General features: G+C 65.6%; 21 protein-coding genes. All 21 read right to left on the reverse strand.

Annotated elements, in window-relative coordinates; translation table 11 throughout:
• Positions 1-30 precede the first annotated feature (30 nt).
• The 21 genes from V7E00_RS03600 to V7E00_RS03695 all read right to left on the reverse strand — a co-directional run bounded on the left by V7E00_RS03600 (position 31) and on the right by V7E00_RS03695 (position 15579).
• The gene (locus V7E00_RS03600; RefSeq protein WP_333571310.1) at positions 31-312 is read right to left on the reverse strand and encodes a hypothetical protein; all 282 of its coding nucleotides are present in this window, start codon (positions 310-312) and stop codon (positions 31-33) included.
• Positions 309-563 (reverse strand): hypothetical protein, encoded by a 255-nt coding sequence (locus tag V7E00_RS03605; protein WP_333571311.1) that lies wholly within the window; start codon positions 561-563, stop codon positions 309-311. Before V7E00_RS03605 ends, V7E00_RS03600 begins: the two co-directional genes overlap by 4 nt.
• Positions 560-997 (reverse strand): DUF3168 domain-containing protein, encoded by a 438-nt coding sequence (locus V7E00_RS03610; protein ID WP_333571312.1) that lies wholly within the window; start codon positions 995-997, stop codon positions 560-562. Before V7E00_RS03610 ends, V7E00_RS03605 begins: the two co-directional genes overlap by 4 nt.
• A complete protein-coding gene (locus V7E00_RS03615) occupies positions 997-1416 on the reverse strand; it encodes an HK97-gp10 family putative phage morphogenesis protein (protein WP_333571313.1) in 420 nt (139 codons plus the stop codon). The genes V7E00_RS03610 and V7E00_RS03615 overlap by 1 nt, the downstream gene beginning before the upstream one ends.
• Positions 1409-1783 (reverse strand): hypothetical protein, encoded by a 375-nt coding sequence (locus V7E00_RS03620; RefSeq protein WP_333571314.1) that lies wholly within the window; start codon positions 1781-1783, stop codon positions 1409-1411. Before V7E00_RS03620 ends, V7E00_RS03615 begins: the two co-directional genes overlap by 8 nt.
• Positions 1783-2172, reverse strand: coding sequence for a DUF4054 domain-containing protein (locus tag V7E00_RS03625; RefSeq protein WP_333571315.1), 390 nt, complete (start codon positions 2170-2172; stop codon positions 1783-1785). Before V7E00_RS03625 ends, V7E00_RS03620 begins: the two co-directional genes overlap by 1 nt.
• Before the next feature lie 41 nt (positions 2173-2213).
• Positions 2214-2885, reverse strand: a complete 672-nt coding sequence (locus tag V7E00_RS03630) for a hypothetical protein (protein ID WP_333571316.1) — start codon at positions 2883-2885, stop codon at positions 2214-2216.
• Positions 2886-2909: 24 nt separating this feature from the next.
• The gene (locus V7E00_RS03635; RefSeq protein WP_333571317.1) at positions 2910-3377 is read right to left on the reverse strand and encodes a hypothetical protein; all 468 of its coding nucleotides are present in this window, start codon (positions 3375-3377) and stop codon (positions 2910-2912) included.
• Positions 3378-3494: 117 nt separating this feature from the next.
• Entirely contained in the window at positions 3495-3785 is a 291-nt protein-coding gene (locus tag V7E00_RS03640; protein ID WP_333571318.1) for a hypothetical protein, read from the reverse strand.
• A gap of 3 nt (positions 3786-3788) precedes the next feature.
• Complete coding sequence (locus V7E00_RS03645; RefSeq protein ID WP_333571319.1) at positions 3789-4748, reverse strand: DUF2184 domain-containing protein; 960 nt, start codon at positions 4746-4748, stop codon at positions 3789-3791.
• A 13-nt stretch (positions 4749-4761) separates the two neighbouring features.
• Positions 4762-5217, reverse strand: a complete 456-nt coding sequence (locus tag V7E00_RS03650; protein ID WP_333571320.1) for a structural cement protein Gp24 — start codon at positions 5215-5217, stop codon at positions 4762-4764.
• Between the two features lie 11 nt (positions 5218-5228).
• On the reverse strand, positions 5229-6335 hold the full coding sequence (locus tag V7E00_RS03655) for a DUF2213 domain-containing protein (RefSeq protein ID WP_333571321.1): 1107 nt from the start codon (positions 6333-6335) through the stop codon (positions 5229-5231).
• A 237-nt stretch (positions 6336-6572) separates the two neighbouring features.
• Positions 6573-7004, reverse strand: a complete 432-nt coding sequence (locus V7E00_RS20040; RefSeq protein ID WP_443019134.1) for a helix-turn-helix domain-containing protein — start codon at positions 7002-7004, stop codon at positions 6573-6575.
• 440 nt (positions 7005-7444) lie between these two features.
• Positions 7445-8293, reverse strand: coding sequence for a phage minor head protein (locus V7E00_RS03660; RefSeq protein WP_333571322.1), 849 nt, complete (start codon positions 8291-8293; stop codon positions 7445-7447).
• A gap of 181 nt (positions 8294-8474) precedes the next feature.
• A complete protein-coding gene (locus V7E00_RS03665) occupies positions 8475-8651 on the reverse strand; it encodes a hypothetical protein (protein ID WP_333571323.1) in 177 nt (58 codons plus the stop codon).
• Positions 8648-10096: a phage portal protein gene (locus V7E00_RS03670; RefSeq protein ID WP_333571324.1), complete on the reverse strand. Its 1449-nt coding sequence runs from the start codon at positions 10094-10096 to the stop codon at positions 8648-8650. Before V7E00_RS03670 ends, V7E00_RS03665 begins: the two co-directional genes overlap by 4 nt.
• A 42-nt stretch (positions 10097-10138) precedes the next feature.
• Positions 10139-11518: a phage terminase large subunit gene (locus V7E00_RS03675; RefSeq protein WP_333571325.1), complete on the reverse strand. Its 1380-nt coding sequence runs from the start codon at positions 11516-11518 to the stop codon at positions 10139-10141.
• 148 nt (positions 11519-11666) lie between these two features.
• Positions 11667-12179, reverse strand: coding sequence for a terminase small subunit (locus V7E00_RS03680; RefSeq protein WP_333571326.1), 513 nt, complete (start codon positions 12177-12179; stop codon positions 11667-11669).
• Positions 12176-12493 carry a hypothetical protein gene (locus V7E00_RS03685; RefSeq protein ID WP_333571327.1) on the reverse strand — a complete coding sequence of 106 codons (318 nt, stop codon included), beginning with the start codon at positions 12491-12493 and terminating at the stop codon, positions 12176-12178. The genes V7E00_RS03680 and V7E00_RS03685 overlap by 4 nt, the downstream gene beginning before the upstream one ends.
• Complete coding sequence (locus V7E00_RS03690; protein ID WP_333571328.1) at positions 12490-12795, reverse strand: hypothetical protein; 306 nt, start codon at positions 12793-12795, stop codon at positions 12490-12492. Before V7E00_RS03690 ends, V7E00_RS03685 begins: the two co-directional genes overlap by 4 nt.
• A gap of 459 nt (positions 12796-13254) precedes the next feature.
• Positions 13255-15579, reverse strand: a complete 2325-nt coding sequence (locus tag V7E00_RS03695; RefSeq protein ID WP_333572368.1) for an AAA family ATPase — start codon at positions 15577-15579, stop codon at positions 13255-13257.
• Between the last annotated feature and the right edge of the window lie 2 nt (positions 15580-15581).

A 15581-nucleotide genomic window follows, 5' to 3' on the forward strand; every position in this document is an offset into this window, starting at 1 on the left:
CCAGCTAAGTCGCGGGCACGCTATGGGGCGTTAGGGTTCGGAGTTACCGCCGTCAGGGACTGCGCGGATGCGGGCGCGGCGTTGGGCCGCCGCGTGCTGCGCCTCGTCTTCCGTGGTCGCCTCCAAGGGGAGGATCGAGGCCCGATGCGCCAGCTGTTCGTATCGGTGGCTCCGCGTCGATCCGCGGTAGTGGCTGGCAAGCCTGGTGAACCTTGCCTCAGCCTCGTCGATGTCGCCTTGCTCGATCACCCCGCGCCGGATTAGCGCGTAGATCAGCTCGCGGAATAGCTCGGCGTCGAGGTCGTCGCTCACGCGCCCATTCGCGCGTTCAGGCAGTCGAGGTCCGCGGTCATCTGCCATTGATGGTACTTGGCCTCGTCCTGCCCCATATAGGCTGCGGCGACCTTGCGGGCGGCCTCGCACTTGTCGCGGGACATGCTGCCAGGCTGGTCGACGACCCGATATTCGCGCTCGGCCAACTCGCCGGCGCTAGGCCCGCCGCAAGATGCGAGGGAGGCGGCACCAAGCAGCGCAAATCCGCCTAGAAAGATGGCCAGCTTCATCCCGTGATGCATCGCACGCGCAGGTTCACCACGCAATGGAAAGCATCCGCCTCCGCGCCGTCGATCAGTAGCTGGGAACCGGTGTGGCGCACCTTCGCGCGGCCGGCGGGGATCTCGAGGTTTTGCCCGTCGAGGGCACGGGCAATCGCCGCACCTAATCGGCCAGCATGATCCTCCGCGGTCTCCACCATCTGCCCGCCCTGATAGCGCGGCTTGGCGAACCCGTGAACCGCGACCGTGATCTCGGAACCGTCCAAACACGTCGCGCGGATCGGCACCGACGCGGGCGCGCCGTAGAGGATGAACGGCCAGGCTGGGCTCGACGCAGTCATGGGATAGTGCCGCGCCGCTGGCACGATAGCTGTCACGTCTGCCGACGTGGCCAGCGCGCCGAGGATAGCGCGACGAGCCGGAATGAGGCTATCGATCGCCATCAGGTCACCTTCCCGCCTTTGGAAATGTGCGCGATCGCGCGGGCGACCAGTTTCGCGGCATCATCACGCTTGCGGGCCAGTGCGGGCGCCATGAAGGGCCGGGCGGCCATCTTCGACGTGCCGAACTCGAGGTGGATAGCGTAGGGTGCATTCGCGGAAACCTCCACGCGCAGAGGGGTGACCTGGTTCGTTTCGATGGAGCGATCCAGCTGGTGCGTGTCGGCGTTCGGCGGACTGCCGGGTGCGCTGGGCACGTGCCCCTTGCCCGATACCGCGCCGTTCGTGATCGACAGCGCAGCCTCGACCTCAATCTCCTCGCCAGCCGCAAAGAGCGCTGCGCCCACCTGACGCTTCGCCTCGGGGCTAGTGATCCGAGAAAGCTTCTTCCGGAAGTCAGCGACGCCCGCGATCTTAGGCACGACGACCTCGGCAGTCCCAATAGATCGCAGCAGGATCCAGCTGACACGAGCCGATCAGCCACTCGCCGGCATGCGGGCCCGCGGGGATCTGGATCCGCGCGTCGGTGTCGAGCGCCACGTCGAGGGTCGCCGCCAGCACCAGCAGCCGCACGTCGCCGTCGGTATAGCTGGCCTGCGCCTGCATCGCCTCGGTGGCAACGTCGACCTGCACCTGGCAGCTATACTCAAGCGGCGTTCCCGGAGTGACGATGGAACCGCCCTCCATGACCGGCGTGCCTGGCCACCGAGCGACGGCAGGCCAGTACCCGGCGCCGAGCGCTCCGCTGGCAGCGATGAGGATCTGGGCGAACCCTGCCGCGATGTCCATCAGGCGCACCCGGCGAGGAAGGGACCGCCGACGTTGCGGTTCAGGAAGGCGAGGAACGCCACCCCGTAGCGCGTCGAGCGATAGCCGCCGGCGTTGCGGGCTGCGACTGTGGAGGCATCGAACTGGGCGGACAGCGCCCCGCTCTTGAACTCGGTCACGCCCATGTCTGCGAGGCCGGCGATCGCGCCACCTGCTGAGCCGAAGCCTTCGGTGGCCATGTTGTGGGCAGCGAGCGCCATCTCAGCGGGCGCGCGGTCCTGCTCGATCCAGCTATCGGTGACGGTGAGGCGGGCATCGGTGAGCCAGTATTCCACCGTCTCGTCGGCGACCGCAGCAAAGGCGGGGAAGCGCAGCTTGAGGGTCGCGGCGTCGGGCTGAATGTAGGTCATGGGCGGAGGCTATGCCTGGGAAGCGGGCGGCACTACCGCCGTCACTGGACGCGGTAGACGGCGATCTGCAGGTTCACCACAGCACCGATGCCGAGCGCCGGGGTGTTGTATTCGAACAGCACCCGGTTCGTGTCGGGATAGACGTTGATCGGCGCACAGCCGGCAGAGCAGGGGGCGATTGCCGCAAACATCAGTCGGTCGCCGGGCGCGACGCCGGAAAGGGCGACATATTCGCGTTGCATGCCGCTGCTGAGGCTGATCAGCAGCGTGCGGCTGACGACGACATTGCCGATGAACTGCAGCGCGCCGGTCGCCGGGTGGACGTGATCCTCGCGCGCTGCATTGCTCGAGCTGCCAGGAGCGACCGTGCCGAGGGCCTTCGGGTTCGCCGTGCCGAGCGGGGTGGCAGTGGCGTTGCTGCCAGCGGGTCCCGTTGCTCCGGTTGCCCCCGTTAGCCCGATCGGACCCTGAGGCCCAGTTTCTCCCTTCGGCCCCTGCGCGCCAGTCGCACCAGCGGGACCTTGCGCCCCGGCAGGACCCGCGTCGCCCTTAGCGCCTGTTGCTCCCGTCGTGCCTTGAGGGCCAGCCGCACCCGTCGCCCCGGTGTCGCCCTTAGGGCCAGTGGGACCCGCCGGCCCGGTTGCGCCAGTATCGCCCTTGGGGCCCTGTGCGCCTGCGATGCCGCCGGCCGAAGCTGGAGACCGGAGCGCCATCAGCCGCCGATCCCATAGTTGAGCTCAGGCGACGCAAGCTCGGTCGGCACCGGCAGCCCAGGCCGCGCGACCGGCATAATGCTCAGGTGCGTCGGGTTCTGCGTCGAGAACACTTCCGTCTGCCAGGGGCCGAGGATGCGGCCCTCCCCCCTCCTTGATCAGGTCATCCACCCCTGTGGCGCCCCGGAACCGGATCGCGCAGCTGTTTGGGTTGATGATGCGAAAGGACGAGCAGCCCTTGGCTTGAATCGCGTCGATCATCGCCTGCGGATAGGCGGTGGTCTTCGCCGTCTGCCCGATTGAGGGGACGAACGGGTCGCGGATGATGTTGCGGAAGGGGAGTGGCAGCCGGGCCATTGCGGCTTGGGCGGCCGTGAAGTCCGACGTGGGAAGCATGGCGGCGGCAGTCGCGCTGGCGTCGTTGGACTCTCGCAACCCGCCGGCGCTATCGCGATACACGGGGACGCCGCCTGCAATAAGCTGATCTGGCACTCTACCCTCCTACACAACGCGAGGTAAATGCTTGTCGGGGCGCTGAAATGTTACCGCCGTCATAGCAAAAGGGCCGCAGCATCAGCCACGGCCCTCCTCGCGCTTCGTGTGAGGGGATCAGCCCTCGCGGTGCAGCTCGATCGCCGCGATGATGTCGTCGTTCGTGGCGCCTTCCTCGATCTCGACGCCCTCGGCTTCGGCGATCTTCAGCAGCTCCGCCTTCTTCTTGCCCGAGAGCGAGACAGGCTTTTCGTCGTCGCCATCGAACGAGAACCAGCCGGTGCCGCGCATCACTTCCAGCTCGGCGTCGCTGATCTCGAGGTCCATGGTCTCCCCCGGCGTCAGGATCGCCGGGGGAACCGAGTTGACGACCTTGTTGCCGCCGGTGGTGTTGGTGACCGTCGTCATGGCTCAGATCCCATCCAGGTAGCGGAACGCGCCGGTGCGGAGAACTTCCACGCCGCCGGTCCGGAAGATGCCCGGGACGTCGAAGTGCACGCTGTCCGCAGTCGCAACCGGCAGGAAGCGGTGCGGCATCGGCAGGTGCAGCTTCACCACGTCCTCGCGGTTGGCATACGCCACCATGCGCTTGGTGCTGCCGGCGCCGGCGGTGTCCAGACCGAGAACGCCGCGGACGGTCAGCTGCTGGCCGGTCATCTGCGTGTAGATGTTGGTCCGCATGATGAACGACATGATCGTCTCGCTGTTCGTCGACGACATCGGCGTCGCAGCGAGATAGCTGATCGTGCTGTAGGGCAGCAGGATCGTGTCGGCCATCTCGACGGTCAGTGAGCCGGTGTAGACACCGGTCAGGACGTTGTTGATGTCGCGAACGATCTGGGTCGGGGTCTTGGTCGCGTTGCCAGAGCCGTCGAACCAGGTGGTCACCGATCCCGTGCCGTCTGCCGGCGCGGTGCCCGTGGTGACGACGCTCTGGTTCGCCAGACCGAGGATGTTCTTGGTCGCGTCGCCGGTCAGCGTCACGTTCCACATAAACTCGGTATAGGCGCGGCGAGCGGCGAGGGCCTTACCAGCGTCCAGGTTCATGCCCATCAGCTGGGCCTGACCGACTTCCTCGATGTTGTAGCTGTAGCCCACCGAGGCCATGTGGAAACGGGTCTCCACACGGTCGCGGGTGATGTCGGCCTTGGCGATGTCCTTGGCCGCGCCCGAGTACCAGTTGGCGCTACCAACCGACGACGAGACGAAGGTCACCAGGCCCGGCGCGAACTCCGGCGACGAGGTGTCGACGAAGACCAGGCGGCCGAAATCGAGATCCGAGAAGGCCGTCTCGTACACCCGCGTGTTGATCGCGAGGCTCTGGTTGAAGACGAACCCGAGGGTCGCCTGCTGTGCGTCATTCATGAACATGGATCAGGCCCCCTTAGGACGGAATGCGGCGCAGCCGCAGCTTGAAGAGTGCGCCGGCGCCGGCCGCTGCCGTGTCCGCCTCAGCGCCAGGGACCGCGATAACGGTGCCGGAAACTGCTGCAGTCGTGTAGCGGTTGGTTGCGGTGTTGAAGTTCAGCGCGGTGCCCACGGTGATCGCGGCATCGGCGAGCGCCCAATAGACACCCTCGTCTGCGAGCGGCACGTTGTCGTACTGCGCGTAGCTGTCGCCGTTCGATCCGGTGATCACGTGGTGCGCGATCGCGATGCCGAGAAACTCACCGCCCGAAGCGAGCGGCGCGCACTGGTTGTCACCCGAGCGCTGAGCCGGGCAGCCGAACAGGATCGTGGCGGTCGCGGTGCGGGTGATCCCGTTCCACTCCTCCATGTTCGCCGACATGCCGGGGAATCCCTTCGGCTGGTACTGCGTGTATGCGGTCTGATAAGGCATGGTGTCCTCCCTTACGCCCGCCCGGCGGTGCGCCAGGAGTTGAAGTCGTTCGCCTTGGCGAATGCGGCGGTTTCCTTGGCGGCAGCGTCGCCGGTGACGAGCGGCGTGCCGATCGGCTCGATGCGCGGAGCAACCGGCTTCGCGTCAGCGGTCAGGACAGCGAACGCGCCCTCAATTGCAGCGTCCGTCATCGCGGCAGCCTTATCGCCGAGCTTCGCCTGGACAGCAGCCTTGCGGATCTCCGCCTCGGTCTTGCCGTCGGTGGCGATGGTGGGAGCCAGCGCCTTCGCCTTGCCGATCACTTCAGCGCGGGCATCGGCCATCTGCTGGAGCTTCTCGGGGGTGACCTGCGCATCGGCCAGCTGCTGCTGAAGCCCGGCAATCTCGCCGTCCTTCGCCTGCAGTGCGGTGTTGGCGGTCGACAGGTCAGCGGTGAGGGTGCCCACCTTGGCCTGTGCGTCCGCGAGGGAGGTGTTGAGAGCGCCGACCGCGAGGGCAACAGCCGCGCCGTCGCTCAGGTCAACGTCCTTGGCGTCGCCAATCGTGATCTTCATGGAAGGTTTCTCCGAGGGGCGCTCGTCAATGATACGGAGTTCCGGCCCGCCCCGAGCGACCGGTACCAATGCAATGTGATTTATCCGGATCTCCCGCTGCACGGCGTCGTAGGCGGTGCCATCGGGCGCAGTGCCCGGCGTGAAGTCCAGCTTGGTGGAATAGCCCATCGACAGCTGTTTGTGCGTGGTCTGAGCCTTGCGCACGGCAGCCGCGTCGCGGACGATGAGGGGGACACGGACGCGCTCGCCGTCGCGGGCGATGTCGCCGTTGATCTCGCCGACGCCGAGTTGGCGCCAGTTGTCGGCGCTGACCATCTCGGCGGGGTGATCGATGGTTACGGGTGCTGCGGCGAAGCTCGCCAGGCTGTCGCGCGCGAACACCTCGTCGGCGGGGCGATAGACGTTGACCACGTCCTTGTCGCGCAGGCCATGGGCGTTCTGCGGGTCAACCTCGTAGCCGCGGTACTGCTGGATCCCGGTGCGGGCAGCCAGAACGTCGGCCACGAGGCAGCCATCCGCGCAAATGCGGGCGGTGGAGGCGTCGAGTGCGTCATGCAGCAACATGACGCCTTGGGTATTCTCGGGATCAGGCGGGGTTTACCGCCGTCAGAGATGCAGCCTAGGCAAACAGCATCCTGAGCGACTCTCGGAATTCGCCATACACGTTTACCTCGTGCTCATTGTCAAACGATATGGTCAAAGTCTCCCTGCCGTTATGTTCGCCGGGCGTGACCGCGCGGACGAGCTTTGGGTTTACGGCAATCTGGCGTCCAGAGAGGCCTTCGAAGATGGCGCAGTTGCTCATTGATGTTCCTCCGGTGCGTTGATCTCGGCGAAGTGGGTAGGCTCTCCAACGGGGATCCAATCCTGGATTCTCCAATCCCCGCCCTCCCAGCTAGCAACATACGGCCATGCATCCCACACCAACACCTCCCGCCCATCCTTAAGCGCGTCGGGTAGCTCTGCGATTGGGCGCCAGGGGATGCCAGCAGTGCGAGCAGTGCTGGCATTGGCAGGTTCGCGTTTCAACTCGCCCAAGCCTAAAAGCCAGACAGGACTCACGCCGAAAGCACGCCCATACACTTCGGCGAGGGCGCTATCGAAATTGCGAGTACCGTTCTCATGATGGCGGTAGGCAGGCTCAGGCCATCCAAGGGCTTGGGCTGCAGCGACTGCGGACCGATAACCAGCCTCTTGGCGGGCCGTTCTAAGGCGGGCGGGAACCCCTGGCATTTATTGCACCTCCGATAGCAGCCCGCGCACGCCGGCGACGAATACGACAGCTTCAGGATCAGCAACGCCACCTAGCGCGCGGTTGGCGTGGTCGAGATGCTCGCACAGTTTCATGGCTATCCGGGCGATGGCATCTCGGGATAGCGCAGTGTCGTTGTCCGACCGTTGACGGGGTACATCCTCGCGCCTCTGCATCGCCGTTCCACCCAACAGCCAACTCACATCTACTCCCAACACTGTTGCGAGCTCGGTGAGTTTCCTTGTTCCAGGCATAACGCCTCTCGTTCGCATATACCGGATCATGTCGGGCTGACCGGTCGCCAGCATAGACGCTTTGCGGTCCGAAAGGTGCAAATGCCGCAACCTTTCGTCTATCCTTGCTAGAATTACGTCTTTGGCCTCATCCATGCGGCGTCATTACCGCAGATTGCGGTATATGCCTAGTCTAAAATCAGTACTGCGGACGATCGACACCCACACCATGGCGGCCGCCCCGGAAGGTCATCAGCTGCCGGGGGCGTCTCCACCGTCTTTCCGTCCACCTCTCGCCCAACCATCGCGGGATCGTCGCTATAGAGGTTGCCATTGCGCTGGACGTGCCAGGACCGCGGATGTTTCTTGCCACTGTGCCGCCATTTCCACACGGACAGACCTGCTTCGCGCCGGCGTTCGTCCGCAAGCGCGCTAGTGACCTTGGACAACTGGTCGGATGCCACGCCCAGCGCCCGACGCCGCGACATGCCCATTGCCTCCTGGATCTGCTTGGCGACCTCGCGAGCAGGCGTGCGGTTCTGGAGGCCGGCGAACACTGCGTCGCCGATCCGCTTGGCGGCCTGCGACGACACGTCGCGGATCAGGCGGACATTCCACCCGATGTAGCTCTCCAGCGTCTCACGGACCTCTTCCGGACCGAGGAACACGCCGAGGTCAACGCCGGTCGCTGACAGCACAGCACCGCGCCAAGCTTCCCGGCTCCACGTCTCGGTTTCAAGGCACCAAGAGCGCACAGCCGCGTCGAGCAGGATGAAAAGCCGCTCCATCTCGGACGAAGCCGCATCGAGCTGCGCTTGCAGGTCCGCGGGGCTGTCCGTCGTTATTGCCGACAGCGTGCGTGCATACTCCACCACGATCGCAGGGATACGCGCGTTCCACCGATCCAGCATCGGGCGGTAGGCACGGGCGAACAGCGACTGCGCAAGCATGGCGGGGGGCGGGGTGTCGCGGAAGGTGATCGGCTTGCGGCGGCCTGGCTTGGCGCGCGCTGCCATGGCGGCGAGGTCGTAGCGCATCAGCGCGGTCGGTAGACGACGCTACCCGCTTTTGGCAGCGTGCCAAGCTTTCCGCCAGGTGTGGGCTGATAGCCGCTGCACCGGAACGCGCGGGTTTGTGCGGCGCGACCGAAGCAATACCCGCTCAACCACATGAACGCCGAGACGATTGGGGTGGCGATGCAGATGATGGTGAAGGGGCTCACAATTCGCCCCCGTTCAGGCTCGGCCGTAACCGCATCATCGGAAGAACGGCCTTTGCGGCTTTGTGAGCCTCTTCGTTGATGATTTCGCGGATGCGCTGCTCTTGCTCCGGAGTGAACGAGGGTTCACCGCTCCGGTTAAGGAGGCGCTGGTACTGCTCGACGTCGCCGCTCATTCCTCGGTCGCCTTGTCATTCGCAGCCCGGCGGGCGGGGGCGCTTCCACCGCCACCCGCGCCACCTTCGAGATCAGGATCACCTCCTTCCACTCCGTTGCCGGATTGCGTGAGGGCGCTTGGATCGGTGCTGTCGGCTTCCGGATCGACGCCGAAGCGCTCGTCCTCAGCGATGTCGTCCAGAATTTGCTGGAGCCCTGGCAGCGTCTCGTTCTCGAGGAGCAGGTTCTGCGCGGCCTCGTTGAACGCCTCCTCGGGCATCACAGCCATAGTCTTCAGCGCAGTGAGCGCGTCCATGGTGGTCTTAAACGTGTCCGCGCGCTCCTTCTCGGACGGCGTGGAGAGCGGCGCGAAGGTCCAGGTGACGCCATCGGCGGGAACACCGGCGGACGCCAGCAGGAGCGGGTCCAGCGCCTCCAGGCAGGGTCGCAGCTCGTTCTCCTGCCCATCGGACACCGCGGACCACCAGTTGTCCATGTCGTGCTGCCCGGTGGCGTTCATGCCCGCCGGCGAGCGCCCCATCAGGCGGGTGAACGGGATGTCAGCGACGGCTGCGACGCGCTGGTCGAATGCGTCCATGACGGCGGGGATGCCCGCCCAGGTCACCTGATAATCGGTGATCGTCTCGCCGGGCTGATCCGTGCCGCTGGCGGACTGGTAGACCGCGGCGTTCAGCAGGTTCTCACCCTCGGCGATCGTGGCGACGCGCTTGCTGAGGCGCTCTTGCCCGCCGGGTGCTGCCAGCATCTCGGAGAGGTTCGGGATGCCGTACCGCGTGATCTTCGCCTTGCGAACGAGAGCTGCGAACCAGCCGTTGACCTCGTCGGACCGGCACACCTCGCGCAGAACGGCGGACAGGCGGGAGTCACCCCAGAACGCCTGCTCCATCGAAACGCAGCCGCTGGCGGGCAGGGGATCGCCGCGGAACGTGATGACGCGCGACGGATGGATCTGGGTGTTGTTGCCGCCGTTCGACCGGACCTCGAACATGCGCGGCTGCCCGTAGGTCAGTGAGGCGAGATCCTCGTCCCAGTCCTTGCAGGTCAGCTGCCACCGCGAGACGACGTTGACCGCGATCAGGCCGCGCTCGCCGAGGGTCGTGGGGGTGAGCTCGTCGGCGTGGCTGCCAGCGGTCACCAGGATCAGGGCACCGCCGCCGAGCCCGCGCAGGATCTCCGCCTGCTTGATCTTGGCGCGCAGCCCTAGGCGGCGCTCCTCGGCCTCGATCTTGCCGATGTCGTCGCCCTCGGCCTGCCAGTCGCGCCATTTCGAGGTGCGGTCGGCGGCGGGGATGCGGATGACTTTCCTCAGGAGGCCTGACGACAGGTAGGCCTGCAGCCCCGCCTCATTGGAGAACGCCAGGTCAACCGGCGCGGAACCACCGCGGAAGCCGAGCATGGACCGCACGTAGCTGAATGCGGTGGTGAGGCTATCCCCGACGAACATGGGTGGGAGGGTATGGGGCAGGGCTGGGGCGAGTTACCGCCGTCAGAGGAGGGCGTCGACGTTGTAGCCCCCAGTACCGAGCATCAGCTCCGTCATCGCCCACACCAGCGCATCTCCACGGTCAGGCGAGCCGTCCCCGACATATCCCGACGTGGTGAAGTTGCAGAGCTGGTCTTCGAGGTCGGGAAACACGCCGGCATGGCTGACCTTGCCGCCCTCGTAGATGGCAGCGACCGGCTCGGCGCGGACGTGCTTGCCGCGACTGGCGGTCACCTCCTTGAACCGGGCACGCGGGTTCGCCGCCTGGACGACTGCCTTAACCATAGCCCCGCCGAAGTTCCGCTCGGCCACGATGCAGTCAGCGCCCCAGCGGTTCGCCACGTCCACCGCGCGCTTGGCCCAGCCTTCAGGGGAGAGGTTGCAGGTGGCATCCTCCAGCACATAGCCGCGCCCGTCCTCGCCCTTGGCAGCCGCGATGATGCCCACGTCGTCGCCCTTGCCGTCGCCCTTGGTGCCGCTGGGATCGATCGCGACCACCACCCGGCGCAGGCCGATCAGCGAGCCGTCGTAGCGGATGCGCGGATTGCCGTCGTCGAACTCCACGGCGGCCCGTACGCCGTCGATACCACGGATCGTGCCGCCATCCTGCGCCTGGCGGTCCTCAAGCGCCCACAGAGCCCCTGCCACCTCGCTGGCCCATTCCCCTGCCTCGAAGCGCAAACGCTGCGCTGCGGACATGCTGGCGAGCACCTCGAAGTACTCCGCGGGCAGGTTGTCCTTGTTGTCGCTCGGGTTGACCTTCATCTCCGCATAGTCGTCTGGCTTTGGCAGGGGCTCCTTGGTGCCCGGCTTCAGCTTCTGCCGGAAAAGCTGGTAGCTCCAGTGCAGTTTCGAAGGCGGGTTGCAGTCGAAGTAGGCCTTGAGCGACAGGTGAGTCCGCCCGGTTGCCGTGGCGATCTCCGGCGCCAGCTCGCACTTCTGCGCCAGGCGGGACATCGCCATCTCGATCGAGCCCCACGGGATCTGACTGGACTCGTTGAAGTACAGCGTGGCGTACTCGGCGCCGAGGATCTTCTCCACGCGCTCCTTGTCGTCCAGGCCGGCGATCCAGATCTGCGAGCCGTTCGGGATCTCGACGTAGAAGTCCGTCTTGTCGAACCGCACCCGCAGCGTCGGGAAGCACAGCTTCAGCACCTTGGGCAGCGTGTCGGCCCAGATGCTGGTCTTGGCGTGGTTGAACCGGAAGCGGAACATGACATGCCGGCTGCCAGGTGCGTTGATTGCCCGCTGGATGATCGCGCGAACGAGCAGGAACGTCTTGCCCGAGCGCGAGCCGCCGCGGAGCATGATGTTGCGCGCGGGGCCGGCTAGGAGGCGGTTGGCCTCGCGTTGGCGGGGGGTTAGGGCGGCGGGGGTGGTCACCGAGGCCGCTTGCCCAGCTTGATGCGCTCTGCTTCTTCGAGGGCAGCTTGCGCCAATAGCAGCAGCGTTTTCCGTTGCTGCTGCGGGGTAGCATCGATGCGAGGCAGGTCGTTATCGTCGCAGAAGTATGCATGAGCCGCTTTAACTTTCACAGCCCGGCATCCTCGCTGGAGACGGTGACCTCAATCCCGCCGGTGTGCTCCACCTTGTCCTTGAACGCCTGCACGTCGATGTGCTTGCCGATCAGCTCGATCCGCTTGATGCGATCGGACAGCTTCACCTCGCGCACCATGCCGACCACGTTGCCGCGTTCGTCGCGCTCCTCGACGGCCTTGATCCCGGCAACCAGGCCCTTGCGCCAGATGACCGGCCAGTCCTTGACCGGCTTCAGCGCGCCCGCCTCGTCGTACAGGTCGGACATGTCGGCTTCGGCTTCCTCGGCAAGGCGGGTGAGTACCCAGGCTGCATCGATACGGGTCCGTTCCGAACGGTCTGCCTTTGCCTCAGCGATGGCGGCGGTAACTTCAGGTTTGCTCAAGTTCTCGTGACCGATCGCGTGGGCCGTCTGCTGGCTATACCCAGCCCGGATAGCCGCCTGCGTTGCGTTCAGGTCGATGAGGTACTCCTCGACGAACCGCTGCTGTTTCGGTGTCAGACTCACCGTACCTCCTCCATCAACTCAGCATCGAAAAACGTGGGCGTCCGCATGGTCCGCAGTCGGAGCCCGAGCACGTAATTCCGTGCGGTGCGCGACCGGCGGGTCGGGTGCAGCTTGGATCCTGTCACCTCAGCGCGCCGGCGTCGGAGCTCATCCCCGCCGCTCAGTTCGATCCACCGCGCCACACACCGCCAGTTCGTCCGGTAGTGCTCCTCGATCTCCTTGGACTGTCCCAGGCGCAGGAACACCTCGACGAAATCCGGCGGGACCGGGCGGTAGGGGCGGATGCACCCCGTGTCGGGCTTGCGGCGGGTCATCGGCCGCGCCCCGGAATGTTGAACGTGGGCCAGCTGTTCTTCACGCCCACGACAGGGATCAGCAGAGCCCGGGCAGCGACCTTCGTGAGCCATTCGATCAGGGAGATGGGCCAGCCAATCACCGGCCAGTCGCCGAAGGGGGTGAACTCGCTCTGGTACTGGATCAGCGGCTCCAAGGCCCAGTCGATTTCCGCATCCGTGGGTACGGGGCACGGACGCCGCGTCACCAGCGACTTAGAGCGAGCGAACACCGCCGCGTGGGCAGCGATCAAGGCGCGGAACTGCTGTACGGCTTTGGTCATGCTCGGGCTCCTCGGGTGGTGGTCATGCTGCCGAAAGCCGCCATCCGATGAGCTCCGCAGTTGCGAACCTCAGGCCAAGCGTTCGTGATCTGGAAGCATTCAAACGGAGTCCCGCAGGCGCGGCATTCCGCCTGCCAGACAGGATAGGTTGCTACATCCCCAGACTGACGGGTCGCGGTGTCGATACGCAGCACTGTGTACCGCTGCGGTGCCTGCCCACGAACTTCGATATCAACGGCGAACCCAACAGGCGGGACGTTTGCAAGCTGAACCTTCATCACCGTTCTTCCTTCTGCCATTTGCCCCACCTCGGAGCCCCACCTCGAAACCCGACCTGCCCCACTGCCCCACCACCCCACCTCCCTACGGGAGGGAGGTGGTGGTGGGGCAGGTTGCAGGGTATCCATTCCGCCCCACTGCCCCACCTTGCCCCACCACCCATTTTTCGTGGTGGGGCAGTCATGCTTCGACCCACCTTCCGACCACGACGAACTTCCGGATGTTCCGCTTGCGATCCTCCTTCTCGACGATTTCGAGGACGCCTTCCTGAACCCACACATGCAGCAGGGTTTGCACCCGCTTGCGGTCGTGCTTCTTCTCCAGATCAAGTCCCAGGACGGCTGCAACGGGGTTTCCAGCCCATGCATCCTTGGTCTGGATGTTCTCGCGCCACTCACCCTCAGAAAGCGCCCTCTGGACCGCATAGAGATGCTGCCGGGTGATGCCGGCAAAGGCATCGGGAGGCGTCCAGCTGCAAGCTACGCCGACGCTGTCCCCGTTCGCCAGGTCCTCGTTGTTCATGCGGTACCAGTCACCGCGCTCAGGCGGGGCGAGGTTGGCCTTGTCGTTGTCGACCCGGAAGTAGAAGAACCGCTCGTCCTCGGGGACGTTGAGGCGGGCGGCCTCGTCCTCGGTCATGCGATTGTAGACCAGCACCGAGCGGGCCTTGCCGATCAGCGAGGACGCGCCCCGGGCGCTGTCTGCCGTGGCTTCGGTGCCGTTCTGCTTGCGGACGTGGTGCACCAAGTTGATGGCGGCACCCGTGCGTTCTGCGACGACGTTCCATTCGCGGGCCACAATGTCGATCGCGTTGTTGTCGTTCTCGCTGACAGCGTGAGAGCTGACGAATGGATCGATCTGCAGAACGTCGATCTTCCGCGCGATCATCTCCTCGATGAGGGCATCGACAACCGGGCGAACAATCTTGGCGCCGTCCGGTCCCTCCGTGGCCATGACAAGCGGCTGGTCGCGACCGCTATCTACGAACAGCCGGTCCTCGATCTCCTCGGGGCGCACACGGAAGCGCTGAGCCGTCGCGTGCAGGCGGCGCTCGATCTCGTCGTGCGGATCCTCAAGGTTCCACATCCAGACGCGCAGCGGGCCTTCGGGGAGACCTTTGTTGTAGAAGTCGCGACCGGTCGCCATGGCCAGCGCCTCCCCGATCTTCAGCGAGGACTTGCCGACGCCGCCAGCTGCCACGTCGAGCGACAGGAACTTGCGCAGCAGGTGCTTGCCGTAGAGCCACTGGCGCTTGGGAATGTCGGCGGTTGGGCGCCAGGTGAAGGGCGTCGCCTTGATCTTGGTGTCAGGCGCCGCCTCGACCGCCGCAGCCGTCTCCGGCGCGACACCGACCATCATCTCGTAGTCAGGCTCGTCGCCTTGCTGCGCCCATTCCGGCATCTCCTGATAGCCGGGATCCTGATCGTCGCCGCGGAAATTGGCATGCACGACGTTGGAGCCGCTCTGCTCGCGCCCGATTGCCCGATAGGCTTCCTTGTGGTCGCCGTTGTGCTTGAAGTGGACGTAGAGGTCATAGGCATCGCCGAAGCAGCCCGCCTTGCACTTCTGGCCCAGCCCCGAAGCCGCATCGCTGCCGGAGAGGCTGAACCACTTCCCGTCGATGACGCGCGTCGCATAGGTTTCGCCCGTTTGCTGGGGCGAGCGCCAGTCTTCGGGGCGCTTCGGCGACTGCTGATAGCCGCACAGGCTGAGCATCGTGTCCACGCTGGTGGAGGCGTTGAACTGCTCAATCAGGTTGCCGCCTGAGCGCTGCGGCCGGCTGGCATACTTCGCCTCGGCGATCTTGCGCATTTCCTCGCGCTGGCGATCGTCCTCGACTTGCTGGCGACGCAGCGCAGCGATTCCGCCGGCCACGATCCCGCGCTTGATGTCGATGCCGGGCAGGTCAACGCCGCTATGGGCGTGCTGGTAGAAGAAAGGCTGCCCCTCGGCGTCCCGTAGTGGGGTGCCGTCCTTGTAGCGCTCCGGCACGTTCGGCAGATAGATCGGCTGCCCGGCGCGGGCGAGCGCGTGATCCATCGGGATGCCGCGGTCTTCCATGAACGCGAACAGGGCGCATTGCGCGTCGTGCCACTCGCTGAAGCTGCAGGGTTGGCAGAGTGGGAACAGGATCCGCCAGCGCTGGTCCCCATCGCGGGAGTGGGCGCTCGAATAGATCAGCCAGGCGGCACCATCCGCGAAAGCCTCGGCAGCCGCGCGGATGGCAGGCAGGCCAAGGTTGCCGTTGTCGACGTCCCCGACGAGCGCCACAAACGAGCCGTTGTTGCGCTGGGCATCGTGGCTGCGGGCATCATAGTCGGCATAGGATGACGCCAGGATCGCATCGCCGGCCATCTTGGGCTTGCACTGCGGCTGCATCGTGAAGACCGAAGCCAGCGAGACGGTCGAGTAGTCTTCGCCGGTCTTGATGTGGCTATCATGCTGGCCAGCAAAGGTGGCGACGCGGAAGCTATTCCAGGCCTGGGCAATTCCGGTGTTTGGCATAC

Source organism: Sphingomonas sp. (genome assembly GCF_036731925.1).
GTDB lineage: Bacteria > Pseudomonadota > Alphaproteobacteria > Sphingomonadales > Sphingomonadaceae > Sphingomonas.